The sequence below is a fragment of the Nonomuraea sp. B12E4 genome (assembly GCF_039871825.1).
In the GTDB taxonomy this organism is placed as follows: Bacteria; Actinomycetota; Actinomycetes; order Streptosporangiales; family Streptosporangiaceae; genus Nonomuraea.
Genome location: NZ_JBDPME010000024.1, coordinates 72,576 through 87,762, shown reverse-complemented (window position 1 = coordinate 87,762; position 15,187 = coordinate 72,576). Strand labels below are relative to the sequence as shown.

14 protein-coding genes are annotated in these 15,187 nt (G+C 71.1%); 9 read left to right on the top strand and 5 right to left on the bottom strand.

Going from position 1 to position 15,187, the window contains the following annotated elements; all coding sequences use genetic code 11:
- The first annotated feature begins 23 nt into the window (after positions 1–23).
- Positions 24–911, top strand: a complete 888-nt coding sequence (locus ABGB18_RS37525) for a hypothetical protein (RefSeq protein WP_347700421.1) — start codon at positions 24–26, stop codon at positions 909–911.
- A gap of 49 nt (positions 912–960) precedes the next feature.
- On the opposite strand, the gene ABGB18_RS37520 is transcribed toward ABGB18_RS37525, so the two are convergent.
- Positions 961–1,578, bottom strand: coding sequence for a helix-turn-helix domain-containing protein (locus ABGB18_RS37520; protein ID WP_347700420.1), 618 nt, complete (start codon positions 1,576–1,578; stop codon positions 961–963).
- A gap of 101 nt (positions 1,579–1,679) precedes the next feature.
- Positions 1,680–2,075, bottom strand: a complete 396-nt coding sequence (locus tag ABGB18_RS37515) for a hypothetical protein (RefSeq protein WP_347700419.1) — start codon at positions 2,073–2,075, stop codon at positions 1,680–1,682.
- Positions 2,076–2,175: 100 nt separating this feature from the next.
- Between ABGB18_RS37515 and ABGB18_RS37510 the strand changes: the two genes are divergently transcribed.
- Positions 2,176–2,796, top strand: a complete 621-nt coding sequence (locus ABGB18_RS37510) for an HAD family hydrolase (protein ID WP_347700418.1) — start codon at positions 2,176–2,178, stop codon at positions 2,794–2,796.
- A 90-nt stretch (positions 2,797–2,886) separates the two neighbouring features.
- Positions 2,887–3,282 carry a cold-shock protein gene (locus ABGB18_RS37505; RefSeq protein WP_347700417.1) on the top strand — a complete coding sequence of 132 codons (396 nt, stop codon included), beginning with the start codon at positions 2,887–2,889 and terminating at the stop codon, positions 3,280–3,282.
- A 107-nt stretch (positions 3,283–3,389) separates the two neighbouring features.
- Here the strand turns inward: ABGB18_RS37505 and ABGB18_RS37500 are convergent, their stop codons facing one another.
- A complete protein-coding gene (locus ABGB18_RS37500) occupies positions 3,390–4,868 on the bottom strand; it encodes an MFS transporter (RefSeq protein ID WP_347700416.1) in 1,479 nt (492 codons plus the stop codon).
- A 168-nt stretch (positions 4,869–5,036) separates the two neighbouring features.
- Here ABGB18_RS37500 and ABGB18_RS37495 point away from each other — a divergent pair, with 168 nt between their 5' ends.
- A complete protein-coding gene (locus ABGB18_RS37495) occupies positions 5,037–5,837 on the top strand; it encodes a DUF3027 domain-containing protein (protein ID WP_347700415.1) in 801 nt (266 codons plus the stop codon).
- Between the two features lie 65 nt (positions 5,838–5,902).
- Positions 5,903–8,974: a hypothetical protein gene (locus tag ABGB18_RS37490; RefSeq protein WP_347700414.1), complete on the top strand. Its 3,072-nt coding sequence runs from the start codon at positions 5,903–5,905 to the stop codon at positions 8,972–8,974.
- A 123-nt stretch (positions 8,975–9,097) separates the two neighbouring features.
- On the opposite strand, the gene ABGB18_RS37485 is transcribed toward ABGB18_RS37490, so the two are convergent.
- Together ABGB18_RS37485 and ABGB18_RS37480 are read right to left on the bottom strand one after the other, a co-directional pair.
- Positions 9,098–10,573 (bottom strand): alpha/beta hydrolase, encoded by a 1,476-nt coding sequence (locus ABGB18_RS37485; protein WP_347700413.1) that lies wholly within the window; start codon positions 10,571–10,573, stop codon positions 9,098–9,100.
- 170 nt (positions 10,574–10,743) lie between these two features.
- A complete protein-coding gene (locus ABGB18_RS37480; RefSeq protein ID WP_347700412.1) occupies positions 10,744–10,956 on the bottom strand; it encodes a DUF2530 domain-containing protein in 213 nt (70 codons plus the stop codon).
- An 81-nt stretch (positions 10,957–11,037) separates the two neighbouring features.
- Here ABGB18_RS37480 and ABGB18_RS37475 point away from each other — a divergent pair, with 81 nt between their 5' ends.
- The 4 genes from ABGB18_RS37475 (at position 11,038) to thpR (ending at position 15,104) form a co-directional block, all read left to right on the top strand.
- Positions 11,038–12,480 (top strand): NCS2 family permease, encoded by a 1,443-nt coding sequence (locus ABGB18_RS37475; RefSeq protein WP_347700411.1) that lies wholly within the window; start codon positions 11,038–11,040, stop codon positions 12,478–12,480.
- 116 nt (positions 12,481–12,596) lie between these two features.
- Positions 12,597–13,049 carry a MarR family transcriptional regulator gene (locus ABGB18_RS37470; protein WP_347700410.1) on the top strand — a complete coding sequence of 151 codons (453 nt, stop codon included), beginning with the start codon at positions 12,597–12,599 and terminating at the stop codon, positions 13,047–13,049.
- A gap of 23 nt (positions 13,050–13,072) precedes the next feature.
- Positions 13,073–14,314 (top strand): MFS transporter, encoded by a 1,242-nt coding sequence (locus tag ABGB18_RS37465; protein ID WP_347700409.1) that lies wholly within the window; start codon positions 13,073–13,075, stop codon positions 14,312–14,314.
- Between the two features lie 232 nt (positions 14,315–14,546).
- Positions 14,547–15,104, top strand: a complete 558-nt coding sequence (gene thpR, locus ABGB18_RS37460; protein WP_347700408.1) for an RNA 2',3'-cyclic phosphodiesterase — start codon at positions 14,547–14,549, stop codon at positions 15,102–15,104.
- Positions 15,105–15,187 lie beyond the last annotated feature (83 nt).

The following is a 15,187-nucleotide window of genomic DNA, read 5'->3' as shown; positions in this document are numbered from 1 at the left end:
TGATTGAGGCAGCATTGCTTGACGTGATAGAGCGCGCGGACCAACTCGTGCTGAACTACGTCTCCAAGGCGGCGGACGCGGCTCACGGCGTGCTCAGGGCCGACCAGCGGCTCGACTTCGTCAAACGGCTGCGGGCCAGGATCGAGGTCGAGCGCCAGGGCAGCCAGAACGCCCGCGAGGTGTCGAAGGTGCTGGCCAGGTTCGGGGATCCGGTGGCACTGGTGGAGCGCGAGCTGCGGCGGCTGGCCGAGGCCGGCGCCACCGGGGCTCGCACGGGACGCGACCCGGCACCCCCGGCGGGCCGGTCCGGTGGTGGTGACGGGGCGCCGGGCGAGTCCGGGGGCACGGGGGCGGGACCGGGTGCCACGTTGCGGTTCCCGGCGATCGTCGATGACCGCGACACGCCGCCGGGCGTGCAGGCGTACCGCAAGATCGCGCAGGAGCGGCTCGACAGGCAGGCCGGCCGGGGGCTGCCGTTCGCGGGGTTGCGCCGGGCGGCCATGTCCGGCGCCAACCCGATGGCCACCGGCGGCAGGGACGCCAGGACGGTGGTCAAGGAGCACCCGCGCGACACCGCCGCGATCGTGATCCTTGTGGTGGCGGCGCTGCTGGTGCCGTTCGATCTGCCGCTGGTGGCGATCTTCCCGGTCCCGCTGGTGGCGTGGGCGGTCGGCGTCACGATCGTGCTGTTCAGCGAGACCTGGAACCTGCGTGACAAGGTCGTCGGAGCCGGCGGCCCGGTGTTCGGCCACACGGTGGGCGGGGCGCTCATCGGCGGGCTGCGGGTGGGGGCGAATCCGGGGCTGGACGCGTTCCTGACCCAGTTCTACGACGTCAGCGGCACGATGTTCATGATCGGGACCGCGGTGGGTGTGGTGTGGCTGGCCTACCGGCTGCTCGGCGTCAAATAACGGGCGGTCCGGTCGCGCGGCGTCGGCTGACAGGTCAGGTCGCGCGGCGTCAGCTTACGGGGGCCGGGCTGGGGAGGAGGCCGACCGCCAGGCGAACCCAGGCGGTCACGAACTGGTCCTTCGCCACGTGCCCCGGCAGGTCGCCCACGGTCTCCTGGAACAGCCTGTAGTGCACCACCGCGCCCCCGAGCACCGCCGAGATGCCCGTCCAGTCGAGCTCGGCGTCGCGGTATTCGGGCTGGGCCTGGAACCAGGTGACGATCGCGTCGAACATGGGCTGCAGCAGGCCCTCGCGCACCACGGCGACCAACTCGGGGAACTGGCTCAGGTCGCGGAAGAACACCCGGGTCAGCTCGGACTCCTCGCGTACTTTGGCCAGCCCGGCGCGGCACAGGTGGGACAGGCGGTCCTCCAGGTCCACCGCGGACTCCATGCCGCTCAGCTCGGCCAGGCTCTCGGCCACCTGGAGCCGTGTCCGGCTGGCGTGCTCGTTGATCGCCGCGGCGAGCACCTCATATTTGGACTTGAAGTGCCGGTAGAGTCCGCCGGCGCCGGGAGACAGCCCTGAGGCGGCCTCGATCTCGGCCACGGAAGTGGCGGAGTAGCCCCGCTCGGCGAACAGCCGCAGGGCCTCATCGATGATCCGCTCACGGGTCGATCTGGTCATGTCTCTCCTGATACCTCCGTAAGGAGAGTAGTCGTTGCGGTGAGCCACGTCCGCACCTGACGGGTTGCCGCAACCGCGTGCAGTGGGCTCGGGGAGCGGGCTCAGGGGGCGGCGCGGCGGATCAGGCCCGAGAGCGCGGAGCCGAGAACCAGCCAGACGATCGCGGCCAGGCCGTAGTTGACCAGCGTCGTCCAGCGCGGATCGGCGAGCTGGAACAGGTTGGCCAGGCCCAGGGACAGCGAGGCGGCCAGCGACTCGACGAACTGGTACCAGATGTTCGCCGGGTTGGCCCGGAACACCGTGAAGACCGCGTACAGCAGCACCGACAGCGCGGCCATCCGGGCGGCGACCCGTACCACGTAGGCCGCGCCGTTGACCAGGCGGTGCCAGAGCGTCACCGGCGTCCTGCCCGGCCGGGCGGGACGGTGGGGGCGGGGCGGGGCGGAGGACGCGACGAGCCTGTCACCGGCCTGCGGAGGTTTGGGGGTCTCGCTCACGGCCGCTCCTCTCCGATAAGTAATTCCTTTCTTCCCATTCCTATGGCCACAGAACAAGGGCCGTTACGCGGGGAAGGGCACTGTTTGGCATCCTTCATACGTGACAACTTCGGTGGGATTCGACCTGGACATGACTTTGGCGGACACAAGGGCTGGTATCGCGGCCGTTTACAACGAGCTGTCCTCGCGTTTGGGGGTGCCCATGGACAGCGCGAAGATCGTCAGCAGGTTGGGGCCGCCGTTGGAGGTCGAGCTGGCCAACTGGCTTCCCGCCGAGGAGGTTGCCGCGGCCGCCGATCTGTATAGGGAGATATATCCGAACATGGGCGTTCCGGCGCACACGGCCATGGCGGGTGCGCACGACGCGATCGAGGCCGTACACGCCCGTGGTGGCCGCGTCATCGTGGTCACGGCCAAGAACGTACGGGACGCCGCCGGCACCCTCAAGGCGCTCGGGCTCGCCGTGGACGAGGTCGTCGGTTCGCTTTTCGGCACCGCCAAGGGATCGGCACTCGCGCGCTTCGGCGCGGCGGCTTATGTTGGTGACCATGTCGCGGACATCGAGGCGGCACGTGCGGGCGGCGCCGTGAGCGTGACCGTCGCAACGGGCCCCTACACGGTGAGAGAGCTGCGTGATCACGGAGCAGATGTGGCGTTGGGCGACCTGACCGAATTCGCGGACTGGTTCGCCGGTTGGCGCAAGCATGATGAACTCCGGTAAATGCCGGAAATTTACCCGGTCGCCCTGGCGCTTCGCGGGGCATAACCTATCCATCCGTCCTTATTTCGACAGTTCGAACGAGGTCCTCCTGTGCCGAGTGGCAAGGTCAAGTGGTACGACGCCGACAAGGGTTTCGGCTTCCTCACCCGCGACGACGGCGGTGAGGTCTTCGTGCATTCCTCCGCGCTGCCCACAGGCGCCGGCCCGCTCAAACCCGGCCAGAAGGTCGAGTTCGGCGTGGCGGAGGGGCGCAGGGGTCAGCAGGCGCTCTCGGTCCGGATCCTGGAGCAACCGCCCACCCTGGCCAAGGCGAAGCCCAAGGCCAAGCGGAAGAAGCCGGACGAGATGGTGGTCATCGTCGAAGACCTGATCAAGCTGCTCGACGGCGTCTCGACCTCCTACCAGCGGGGCAAACACCCGGACGCGCCGCACGCCAAGAAGATCGCGCAGGTGCTCAGGGCCGTCGCGGACGACCTCGACGTCTGATTCCCACAAGCGGACAAGGGCGGGACGCCCGAACGCGTCCCGCCCCCCTGAGCGTGCCCGAAGTCGTGCCCAGCCGGACGCCTCGGGGTACGGCCGTTGGGGTTTGGTCAGGGGCTGTTGGGGTTGGTCAGGGGTTTGGTGGGGTCGAGTGTGTCCGGCCGGGGGTGCTGGTCGGCGTATCCGGCCCGTTCCCTGTGCACCCTGGCGGTGGCCGCGCGCACGCGCTTCCGCCTGGAGACCAGCAGCCAGGCGAGCGCGACGGTCAGCAGCACCGCGAGCGTGACCAGCCCGGCCGTGCCGCTCCGCGCCAGTGAGAACACCAGCCCCACCAGGCCGCCGAACACCCAGGCGAGCTGGAGCACCGCTTCGACCACGCCGAACGTGGACGAGCGCACCTCCTCGCCGATCTCCCGCTGCACGATCGCGTCCAGTGCCAGCTTGCCCAGCTCCTGCGCGAAGGCGGTGATCAGTGAGATCGCCAGCGCCGTCCACACACCGAAGAAGATCGCGGTAACGACGGTGGTGACGGCGGCCACGGCCAGCGTGACCAGCACGATGAGCTGTGGCGCGTGTTTACGTGTCCAGTTGGCGACGGCGGCGCCCAGCAGGCCGCCGAGCCCGGCCGCACCCGCCAGCAGCGCGATCGTCTTGGGGATGTCGAAGAACGGGTCCCGCGCCGCCTGCTGATCCGCCGCCAGCCAGGGCACCGCCTGGTCCTGGACCAGGAACAGCAGGAAGAACAGCAGGAAGCCGGAGAAGACCCGGACGGCCACGTTGGCCCAGACGGCCTCGGCGACCGCGGGACCGACCTTGAGCAGGGTGCGCCAGCGCGGGGCCGCGCCCTCCTCCTCCAGGTCGGGGGAGTCGACGTGTCGCGGCAGGCGTACCGCGACGACGCCGAGCAGCAGGAACGCCACCATCGCGACGCGCAGCACCGTCGCGCTGCCCAGCCACGCGGTCAGCCCCGCGCCGACCGGCACCGCGATCCCGGCCGACACCAGCGTGAACAGCGCCACCCGCGCGTTGGCGGACACCAGCCCGATGTCGGCGGGCAGCACGCTCGGCATGATCGCCGCCCGCGACACGTTGTACGCCTTCGACAGCACCAGCACGCCGAGCGCCCCGATGAACAGGGTCGGCAGGTCGCCGGGCCCCACGGCGGCGGCCATCGCGAAGCACAGCAGCCCCCGCCCGAACAGCGTGCCCGCCATCACGTAGCGCCGCCCCGACCTGAAACGGTCGAGTATCGGCCCCACGAACGGTGCCAGCAGCCCGAACGGCAACATCGTGATGACCAGGTAAAGGGCCACCGAGCCGCGGGCCTCGCCGACGGGCACGCCGAAGAACACGGTGCTGGCCAGGGCCACCGTGACCATCGCGTCGCTCGCGCTGTTGCCCGCCGACAGCTCGATCAGGCGGCCGAGCCCGGTGCGGCCCGCGCCGTTGGCGTAGGTGAGCCGGCGGGTCGCCCTGCCGACTTTTTGCGCCCCCTTGGCGGTGGCCCGGCCGGCCCGCGCGGTCCCGCCGGCCGTGGCCTTGCCGGCACGCGCGGTCGCGCGGCCCGCGCCGGCGACTCCGCGCCCCACGCGCCGCGAAAAATCACGTGCTCGCTCCCAGCCTCCCTCCACGCCTACCAGTCTTACCCAATTGGTCGGCGATCTCAGGTGCGGATCTGTGGTTGTGGGCCCGTTCACGTCCCCCGATGGGGGAGAATGAAGTGTGAGCGAACAGTACCTTTCGGCGGAGCCGGCCCGATGAGCCGCACCAGGGCCCGCGTCGCCGCTCCCGATCAGGCCTGTGTCGCCGCGGTCGATCTGGCACGCGCCGCGGCCGAGGAGCTCGCGTCGCCGGGTGAGCCCGGCGAGCACCTCGGCTGCGAGAGCGAGGGCGACCGGATCGTCACCCACTACTTCGCCTGCCTGGACCGGGCCTATCGGGGCTGGCGCTGGGCCGTCACCGTGACGCGCGCCTCGCGCGCGAAGAAGGTCACGGTCAGCGAGGCCGTTCTGCTGCCCGGCTCGGGAGCGCTGCTGGCTCCCGAGTGGCTGCCGTGGAGCGAGCGGCTGCGCCCCGGTGATCTCGGCGTGGGCGATCTGCTTCCGGCCGCGGAGGACGACGACAGGCTCGCGCCGGGTTTCACCGAGACCGACGAAGACACAGACCACCAGATGGTTTTCGAGTACGGCCTGGGCCGAGCCCGTGTGCTCTCGGCCGTCGGCAGAGACCGGGCTGCCAGGCGCTGGCACTCGGGCGAGCACGGGCCGCACACTCCGATCGCACACGCCGCGCCCGCGCAGTGCTCCACCTGCGGCTTCTACTGGTTGCTGTCAGGTGAGCTGCGACTGTCGTTCGGGGTCTGCGCCAATGAATACGCGCCCGACGACGGCAAGGTCGTCGCCGCAGACCACGGCTGTGGCGCGCATTCGGAGGCCGCGACCCTGCCGCCACCCGGTGAGCAGGCCATACCGATCCTCGATGACCTCGGTTACGACCTGATCGAGGAGGAGGCGGGCTCGGTCGACGAATCCGCCAACGAGGAGCTTGGCCATTCCTGAGCCCGAGTGTCGGTGCAGGCCGCTAACCTACGGTGGCTTCCAACCCTCGACCAGGATCGTGATCGATGACCGCAAGCTTTGGCTGTGACCGGATGCGAGCCGCGGTGCTCGCCGCGTGGACGGCCTCGCCCGCCAGGTTCCGCGAGGACGCCAACGCCGAGGAGGACTTCGCTCTCGGCGGCTACCGTGACCGGCTGATCGTCGAGCTCGCCCAGAACGCCGCCGACGCGGCGCTGCGCGCGGGCGCGCCGGGCCTGTTGCGGTTGACCCTCCAGGGCGACGTGCTGACGGCCGCCAACACCGGCGCCCCGCTGGACGCCACCGGCGTGGAGGGCCTGTCGACCTTGCGCGTCTCGGGCAAGCGGGACGAGGCGGGCGCGGCGGGCCGGTTCGGTGTCGGGTTCGCGGCGGTGGTCTCGGTCTGTGACGAGCCCGCCATCGGCTCGCGCGGCGGCGGCTCGGCCCGGTGGTCGCGCGCCGAGACCACGGCCGTGGTGGCCGGGATCCCGGAGCTGGCGGGCGAGCTGGCCGACCGCGCCGGGCACGTGCCGCTGCTGCGGCTGCCGTTCGACGGGCCGCCGCTCGACGTGCCCGAGGGATTCGACACGCTGGTACGCCTGCCGATGCGCGACGGCGCCGCCCTCGCCGCGGTCCGGCGCATGCTGGCCGACACCAGCCCCGCGCTGCTGCTCGGCATGCCCGCGTTGCGGGCCATCGAGATCGAGCTCGACGGCGTGACCCGCACCGTGGTCGCCGAGGGCTGGCACGTGGTGTCGGAGTCCGGCGAGTTCACGGCCGAGGAGGTGGGCAGGCTCTTCGCCGACCGGCCCACCGAGGAGCGCGCCCGCCCCTTCTGGTCCGTGCGCTGGGCCGTCCCGGTCGCCGGGGTCAGCGATGCCGCCGGGGCTGGTGGGGCCGGTGGCGGGGTGGGGGAGCCGGTGCCGTTGCCCGGCACCGTGCCGCCCGTCGTGCACGCGCCCACGCCCAGCGACGAGCCGCTCGACCTGCCCGCGCTGCTGATCGCGTCGTTTCCGATGGCCACCGACCGGCGCCACGTCGCCGCGGGGCCGCTCACCGACTTCCTGGTGGAGCGGGCGGCCGACGCCTACGTCCGGCTGCTGCGGGAGCTGCCGCGCACGCCCAAGCTGCTGGACCTGGTGCCCTCCCTCATGGGCAAGGGCGAGCTCGACGCCCGGATCCGCCGCGCCGTGCTGTCCCGGCTGCCCGGCACGCCGCTGCTGCCGGCGCTGTCCGCGCCCGCGCCGGCCGTGCAGACGCCGTCGTTCGCCGACGCCGAGGTCTACGAACCCGACGCCGAGTGGCAGGTCGAGCACCCCGCCCGCGAGCCCGAAGGTGACGGCTGGGTGGTCGCGGGCCGGGAGGCCGCCGTGGTGTCCGCCGGCTCGGCGGGGCTGCTCGCGACCGTCGCCGACTTCGTGCCCGGGCTGCTGCCCGCCGGGTGGCCGCCCCGGCATCCGGCCATGGCCGCGCTGGGGGTGCGCAGGGTCGAGCTGTCCGACGTGGTCGACCTGCTGTCCGGCGAGGCGGTGGAGGCGCGCGAGCCGTCGTGGTGGCGCTCGCTCTACGAGGTGCTGCCCGCCGACGACCCGGAGTCGCTGGGCGCCCTGCCGGTGCCGCTGACCGACGGCCGAGTGGTGCGGGGGCCGCGCGGCACGCTCATCCTGACCGACGGCGGTGCCGACCTGGACCTGACGCCGCTGGGGCTGCGCATCGTGCACCCGCAGGCGGCCCATCCCGCGCTGCTGCGCCTCGGCGCCGCCGAGGCCACGCCGCGCACGGTCCTCGAAGACCCGCTGACCAAGGCCGCCGTCGCGCAGTCGCTCGACAGCCCCGACCCCGAGCCGGTGGCGCGGGCAGTGCTGTCGCTGGTGGCGGCGGCCGGGCTGGCTCCCGGCGAGGCGCCGTGGCTGGCCGAGCTGGCATTGCGCGGCACCGACGGCGAGCTCTACCCGGCCGGGGAGCTCATGCTGGCCGACGGGGCGCTGGCGGGGCTGCTGGAGTCCGGCACGCACCTCGGGGTGGCGGCGTCCGAGCTGGAGGAGGTCTACGGCTCGCGGGTGCTGGCGGCGGCGGGCGTGCTCGACGGGTTCGCGGTGGTGCACGAGTCCGACGTGCTGCTCGACCCCGACGACTGCGACCACGACCTCGACGGCGAGGACGAGTGGCTCGACCACGTGCTCGACCTGCTGCCGGAGCTCGACGTGCCGCCGCTGGTGGCGGAGTTCCCGGCGGTGCGCGACCTGGAGCTGGTGGCCGACTGGCCGGCGGCGCTGGCGCTGCTGACCCGGCCGCCGCTGCGCGCCGCCCTGCATCCGCTGCGGGTGCAGGGGGTGGAGGTGCCCTCCTACACGGCCTGGTGGCTGGCCAACCATCCGGTGCTGGGCGGGCGCAAGCCGACGGAGCTGCGGCTGCCGGGCGCCGATCCGCTCCTCCAGGGCCTCTACGAAGACGTGCCCGCGGGCCTGGACGAGGCGGCCCTGTCGATGCTGGGTGTCCGCACGACCCTGTCCGAGCTGCTGGCCGGGCACGGCGGCCCCGAGGAGCTCCTGGACCTGATGGCCGACGAGTCGATCCAGGTGGACCGGGCGCAACTGCGCGCCCTGTGGATCGCCCTGGCCGCCGTCGACCCGTCCCGGGTGGCGCCGCCGTCCAGGGTGCGGGCGGTGCTGGGGGGCTCCATCGTGGTGGCCTCCGCCGACGACGCGGTGGTGGTCGAGGCCCCCGACCTGCTGCAACTGGTCACCGATCGGCCCCTGGTGCTGGCCTCGTACGATCTGGCGGAGTCCTTGTCGGAGCTGCTGGACCTGCCGCTGGCCGGGGAGCTCGCCTCGGGCGAGGTCACCTCGCAGGGAGAGGTGACGAAGGTGCCCGCCGAGGTGCGGTCCCTGCTGCCCACCGCGCCCGAGACCTATGTGGCGCACGAGAAGCTGCTGGTGGACGGGGTGGAGTGCGCCTGGCGTTACTTCGAGGGTGCCGTGCACTGCACGGGGGTGGACGGGCTGGCCCGCGGGCTGGCCTGGGCGACCGGGCAGTGGAACGACCGCCTCGCGGTGGCCGCCCTGCTGCGGGACCCCGAGGCCGTGCCGCTCCTGCTGGCGGAGGCCGACCTGTCCTGACCCGCGCCGGTCGCCCGCACGGCGCCGGCCACCCGCACGGTGACGAATGGGCCGTGCGGGCGGCGGTCGTGAGCGGCGGCTGAGGGAAGTGTCCCCGCAGGGCCTCCCTCAGCGGGTCGTCGGTCAGGCGGCGCAGGTGGTGCCGGCGGCCGGCACTTTCCCCTCCGTCAGATAGGCGTCCACCGTGCTCCTCACGCAGGCGTTGCCGCTGAGGTAGGCCCCGTGCCCCTCGCCCTCGTACGTCACCAGCACCCCGGTCTTGAGCTGGCGGGTGAGCTCGGGGGCCCACTTGTACGGGGTGGCGGGGTCGCCCTTGCCGCCGATGACCACGATCGGCGCGGAGCCGGTGGCGTCGACGTGCTTGGCCGCGTCGTCCCCGGGCACCGGCCAGTGGGCACACGCGGTGATCGACCCCTCGATCGCCAGGATCGGGAAGATCTTGCGGATCTTGTCGGAGATCCGGGCGGTCTCGGCGACGGTGGGCCGCTCGGCGGTGTCGGCGCAGTTGATGGCCTGCAGGCTCGTCATCATCGTCGAATACGTCCCGTCGGCCCTGCGCCCGGTGTAGAGGTCGGAGAGGGTGAGCAGCGCGGTGCCGTCGCCCTTGATGGCCGCCGCGGACGCCCGCTCCAGCAGCGGCCAGCTGGCCTTGGCGTACAGCGGGGTGATGACGGCCAGCTGCGCCAGCCCGTACGTGAGCTCCCGGTTCCCCACCTTGATCGGCTTGGTCTTCAGGCCGTCCAGCAGGGTCTCGACCGCCCGCTGCGCGGCGGCCGGGTCGTCGCCGAGCTCGCAGCTCTTGGCCACGCAGTCCTCGGCGAACGCCTTGAACGCGTGGGCGAACCCGGCCGCCTGGGTCAGGGCCCGCTCCTCGAACGTGACGGTCGGGTCGAGGGCCGCGTCCAGCACGAAGCGGCCGACCTTCCCGGGGTACTGGGTGGCGTACACGCCGCCGAGCTGGGTGCCGTACGAGAGGCCGAAGTAGTTGAGTTCGTCGTCGCCGAGCGCGGCCCGCAGCAGGTCGAGGTCCTTGGCGGCCTGGACGGTGCCGACGTGGGGCAGGACCTTGCCCGAGTCCCGCTCGCAGGCCCGCGCGAACTCCTTCGCCATCCGGTCCACGTCGTCGTCGACCCCGGCCGCCAGGAGCTTCTCGATCTCGCCGCCGCACTTGACGCCGGAGCTGCGGTCGACGCCACGCGGATCGAAGCTGACCAGGTCGTAGCGTTTGCCCAGGTTCGCGAATGACTGGGTGGCCAGCGCCATCGTGTCCACGCCGGACCCGCCGGGGCCGCCGAAGTTGAACACCAGCGAGCCGAGCCGGTCACCGGTGGCCTTGACGCGGATCAGCGCGAGATCGATCTTCTCGCCGCCGGGCTTGGCGTGGTCGAGGGGGACCTGGATCTTGCCGCACTCGACGCCGGGGCCCGGGGTGAACGGCTTGCCGTCCGGGCCGATCAGGTCCGTGCACGGGCTCCAGGCGACGGTTCCGACGGTCTTCTCGGCGGCCGCGGGGGTGCTGCTGCTCGTGGTAGTGGTACCGGTGCTGCAGGCCGTGAGGGCCACCGCACTCAGGAGGAAGGTCACTGCAGACTTCTTCATGCCGATAAGCATGATTTGACGGGCATGCGCCGATGTAGTGGGCGGAAACACCACTTCCGGGTGACTTCGGGGAATGCCGGAAGATGACGAATGTCAGCTCGTGGCCGGGATTCCTGTCAAACGCGCCTGGACGGGACGGCCGATCAGCCGCGCCTGGACGGGACGGCCGGTCAACCGCGCCTGGGGCGGCGGACGAACCAGATGCCGAACAAACCGAACCCGACGCCCGTCACGCAGGTCCAGATCCACCACGTGTTCTCCGGGGCGGGGCGGAAGACCAGCAGGACGACCAGGGCGACGGCCCACGCCGCGGTGCCCACGGCGACGGCGGCCGTGTCGTTGGTCTTGATCGGCTCAGGGTCGGGGTGCCACTGCTGCTTCACATATCCAGCCTAGCTTGCAATCGGGTCTCGATCTCATCCCGGCTCTTTTCGCAGCTCATTGGGCCTGTCACTCTTCGCGTCGTGAATAACGCATCAACTGCCATAGATCGTTTCTTTGCGATAACCGCACGGGGTTCGACCTTCTCCCGCGAGATCCGGGGCGGGCTGGCCACGTTCTTCACCATGGCCTACATCGTGGTTCTTAACCCGATCATCATTGCCAACGGCACGGACGTGGAGAAACAGGTCATCGGAGACGGTACGACGCCGAACGTGGCGCTCGTCGCCGCCGGGACGGCCTTCGTGGCCGGCGTGCTGACGATCCTCATGGGCGTCGTCGGCCGGGTGCCCTTCGCGATGGCCGCGGGCCTCGGCCTGAACGCCTTCGTCACCTTCAACATCGCCAGCGTGATGAGCTGGGAGGAGGCCATGGGCCTGGTCCTCCTCGAAGGCGTCGTCATCGGCGTCCTGGTGCTGACGGGGCTCAGGGTGGCGGTGTTCCGGGCCATCCCGGCCCAGCTCAAGACCGCCATCAGCGTGGGGATCGGGCTGTTCATCGCGCTGATCGGGTTCGTGGACGCGGGCTTCGTGCGCCGCGTGCCCGCCGGACCGCCGCTGGAGATGGGCATCGGGGGCAACCTGACCTCCTGGCCGATCTTCGTGTTCGTGGTCGGCCTGCTCGTCACGGCGGCGCTGGTGGCGCGGAAGGTCAAGGGCGCCATCCTGATCGGCATCGTCGGCACCACCGTGCTGGCGATCATCGTGGAGCTGGTCACCAGGTCCGGCGCGTTCTCGGCGCGGAACCCCGGCGGCTGGCAGTTGAACGTGCCGACCCTGCACGACCTGACCTTCGACTTCCACAACCCGCTCACCCTGTTCCAGGAGGTCGACCCGTTCGGCGCCTTCAGCCGGGTCTCGGTGCTGCTGGTCCTCCTGCTGATCTTCACGCTGCTGATCACGGACTTCTTCGACACCATGGGCACCATCGTGGGCGTCGGCCGCCAGGCGAACCTGGTGGGCGAGGACGGGATGCTGCCGCGTACCAGGGAGATCCTGCTCATCGACTCGCTCGGCGCGGCGGCCGGCGGCGCGGCCTCCGTCTCCTCGAACACCACCTACATCGAGTCGGCCGCCGGCGTCGGCGAGGGCGCGCGCACCGGCCTGGCCAGCGTGGTGACCGGGGCGCTGTTCCTGCTCGCGGTCTTCTTCGCGCCACTCGTCACGGTCGTCCCGTACGAGGCGGCGGCGCCCGCCCTGGTCGTCGTCGGCTTCCTGATGATGACCCAGATCCGTGAGATCGACTGGAACGACTACGAGCTGGCCATCCCGGCGTTCCTCACCATCGTGGTCATGCCGTTCACGTACTCGGTCTCGAACGGCATCGGCGCCGGCTTCGTCAGCTATGTCCTGATCAAGCTCGTACGGGGCAAGGTGCGGGAAATCCACCCGCTGCTGTGGGGCGTCACAGTTCTGTTCCTGATCTACTTCGCGATGGGGCCGATCCGGGCCATCCTGGGAGTATGAGCCGCACGCCCGGGGGCCGTCCCGCGCAGGTGGGGCGGCTTCGGGTATCAGAGTGTGACACGTCCGATATGGGGAAATATCTTGCCTTCGCCTATAGTTAGCAAAGGTAATGACTCATGCTAACCAAAACCCAGCCCAAGATGGACCTGCGCAGCGACGCAGGCCTGGCTTCAGCCCTGCGCGTGTCGATGGCAAGGCTGACCAGGCGCCTACGACGACAGGCGGCGGCTCACTCGCTGACTCCCACGCAGTTCGCGACGCTCGCCGCGGTGGAACGGCACTCCGGAATAACTCCCGGCGAGCTGGCCGAGCTAGAGAAGGTACAACCGCCCTCGATGACGCGCGTGATCGCCGCGCTAGAGGAACGCGGGTTGGTCGCCCGCACGCCGCATCCGACCGACCGGCGGCAGGTGACCGTGACCGTGACCGAATCCGCCCTGAAGCTGCTGAAGGAGGAGCGGCGCCGGAAGGAGGCGTGGCTGACGCAGCGGCTGAAGGAACTCACGCCGGAGGAGAGGTCGGTCCTGCGGCAGGCGGCGCCGATCCTGGAGAAGCTCAGCAAGATATAGAGCCTCAAGAACCCAGGACCGGAATGTTCCGGTCTCTCAGGATCCGCAACTACCGCATGTACGCGGCCGGGGGCATCGTCTCCAACACCGGCGCCTGGCTGCAGCGCACCGCCCAGGACTGGTTGGTGCTCGACCTGACCCAGCACCAGGGCGGCGGCAGCGCCTCGGCGCTCGGGACGACGACGGCTCTGCAGTTCCTGCCCATGCTGCTGTTCGGGATGTTCGGCGGCGTGCTGGCCGACCGCTACCCCAAGCGGCCCATCCTGGTCACCGCCCAGGTGCTGATGGCTTTGTTGGCCCTCACTCTCGGCGTGCTGACCATGACCGGCACCGCCCAGGTGTGGCACGTCTACGTCATGGCGTTCCTGCTCGGCCTGATCTCCTGTGTGGAGGTGCCGACGCGGCAGGCGTTCGTGGTCGAGATGGTCGGCCGCCAGGACCTGCCGAACGCGATCGCCCTGAACAGCTCCAGCTTCAACCTGGCCCGCGTGGTCGGCCCGGCGCTCGCCGGCGTGCTGATCTCCATGCTCGGTGGGACGGGGCCGCTCTTCCTGATCAACGCGGCGACGTTCGGCGGGGTGATCTACAGCCTGGTCTTCATGCGGAAGTCCGAGCTGACCCCGTCCGAACCCGTGCCCAGGGCCAAGGGGCAGCTCCGCGAGGGGCTGCGGCACGTGATCCAGCGTGAGGATCTGCTCATGCCGGTGTTGCTGATCGGGTTCGTGTCGATCTTCTCGCAGGCGTTCTCGATGTCGATCGCGCTGATGGCACGAGAGGTGTTCGAGGCAGGGGCCTCCTCGTTCGGGCTGGCCTCCAGCATGTTCGCGGTGGGGGCGCTCGGCGGGGCGCTGCTCGCGGCGCGCCGGGCCCAGTTGTCGCGGAAGGTGTTGCTGGCCGGGGCCATCGGGTTCGGGGTGTTCCAGGTCGCCGCCGGGCTGGCGCCGGTCTATCCCGCGTACCTGGCGCTGCTGGTGCCGGCCGGCATCGCGCTGATCACCATCAACACCGCCGCCAACGCCGGCGTCCAGATCGCCACCTCCCCGGACATGCGGGGCCGGGTCATGGGGATCTACTTCCTGGTGTTCACCGGCGGGGCGCCGCTGGGGGCGCCGCTGGTCGGGTGGTTCTCCGATATGGGCGGGCCGCGGCTGGGCGTGATCCTTTCCGGGACGATGGTCCTGGCCGGCACGGTGCTGGCACTGCTGATGACGCGGCTGATCAGAGCGCGGGTCGGCAGGCCCGAGCGCGCGCTCGCCACTGCATGAGTCAAGCCCTCACGGCCGGTCCGCCGCGATAGGACGCGGGGGACCGGCCGGGGGCGATTTCCGGGGCGGTCGGACGGGCGAGCCGTGGAAGGCCGAGGGGGATTTCCGGGGCGGTCGGACAGGGGGCCGCGGAAGGTCGAAGGGGATTCCCGGGCGGTCGGACGGGCGAGCCGCGCAAGGCCGGGTGGGGCGGTTTCCCGGGTGGAGTGATCCCGGGGGAGAATTGGGGGGCATGAGGCTTTTCGCGGCTCTGGTGCCGCCCGAGGCGGTGCTGGACGAGCTCTCCAGCGCCATCGCGCCGCACGTCGGGCAGGTGCCCGGGCTGCGCTGGCCCGACCGGGCCACCTGGCACATCACGCTCGCCTTCTACGGCGAGGTGCCCGAGCGGGTGCTGCCCGAGCTGGAGGTGCGCCTGGCCCGGGCCGTACGCCGCCACACCGCCCTCGACCTGGCCTTCGCCGGCTTCGGCGCCTTCTCCTCCGCCCGCCGGGCCAGGGTCTTCTGGGCCGGCGTCACCGGTGAGTCCATGACCGCGCTGGCCGACTCCCTCAAAGCGGGCGGGCGGCGGGCCGGCGCCCTCCATACGGACGAGAAACGCTTCCACCCGCACCTGACGCTCGGCCGCGCCAAGACGGAGATCGACCTGCGCCCGCTGGTCGAGTCACTGTCCGGCTTCACCGGCTCGCCCTGGCGGGCGGAGCACGTCCGCCTTGTCCGTAGCCATACGGGTTCCCAGGTGAGGTACGAGTCACTCGCCGAATGGGCGCTCGCACCCTCCGGGCGCGACTAGGCTCCACGTCGTGGACCGTCCTCGCCCCTGGCTGCTGCCCATCGTGCTCGGCCTCCTCCTGCTGATCGTCGTCGTCGGCGCCG

Bases quoted from the DNA above. Each gene is read 5' to 3' on its own strand.
- ABGB18_RS37495 (WP_347700415.1), top strand. From the start codon at position 5,037: ATGAGCCGCACCAGGGCCCGCGTCGCCGCTCCCGATCAGGCCTGTGTC.
- ABGB18_RS37490 (WP_347700414.1), top strand. From the start codon at position 5,903: ATGACCGCAAGCTTTGGCTGTGACCGGATGCGAGCCGCGGTGCTCGCC.
- ABGB18_RS37520 (WP_347700420.1), bottom strand. From the start codon at position 1,578: ATGACCAGATCGACCCGTGAGCGGATCATCGATGAGGCCCTGCGGCTG.
- ABGB18_RS37465 (WP_347700409.1), top strand. From the start codon at position 13,073: ATGTTCCGGTCTCTCAGGATCCGCAACTACCGCATGTACGCGGCCGGG.
- ABGB18_RS37470 (WP_347700410.1), top strand. From the start codon at position 12,597: ATGCTAACCAAAACCCAGCCCAAGATGGACCTGCGCAGCGACGCAGGC.
- ABGB18_RS37485 (WP_347700413.1), bottom strand. From the start codon at position 10,573: ATGAAGAAGTCTGCAGTGACCTTCCTCCTGAGTGCGGTGGCCCTCACG.
- thpR (WP_347700408.1), top strand. From the start codon at position 14,547: ATGAGGCTTTTCGCGGCTCTGGTGCCGCCCGAGGCGGTGCTGGACGAG.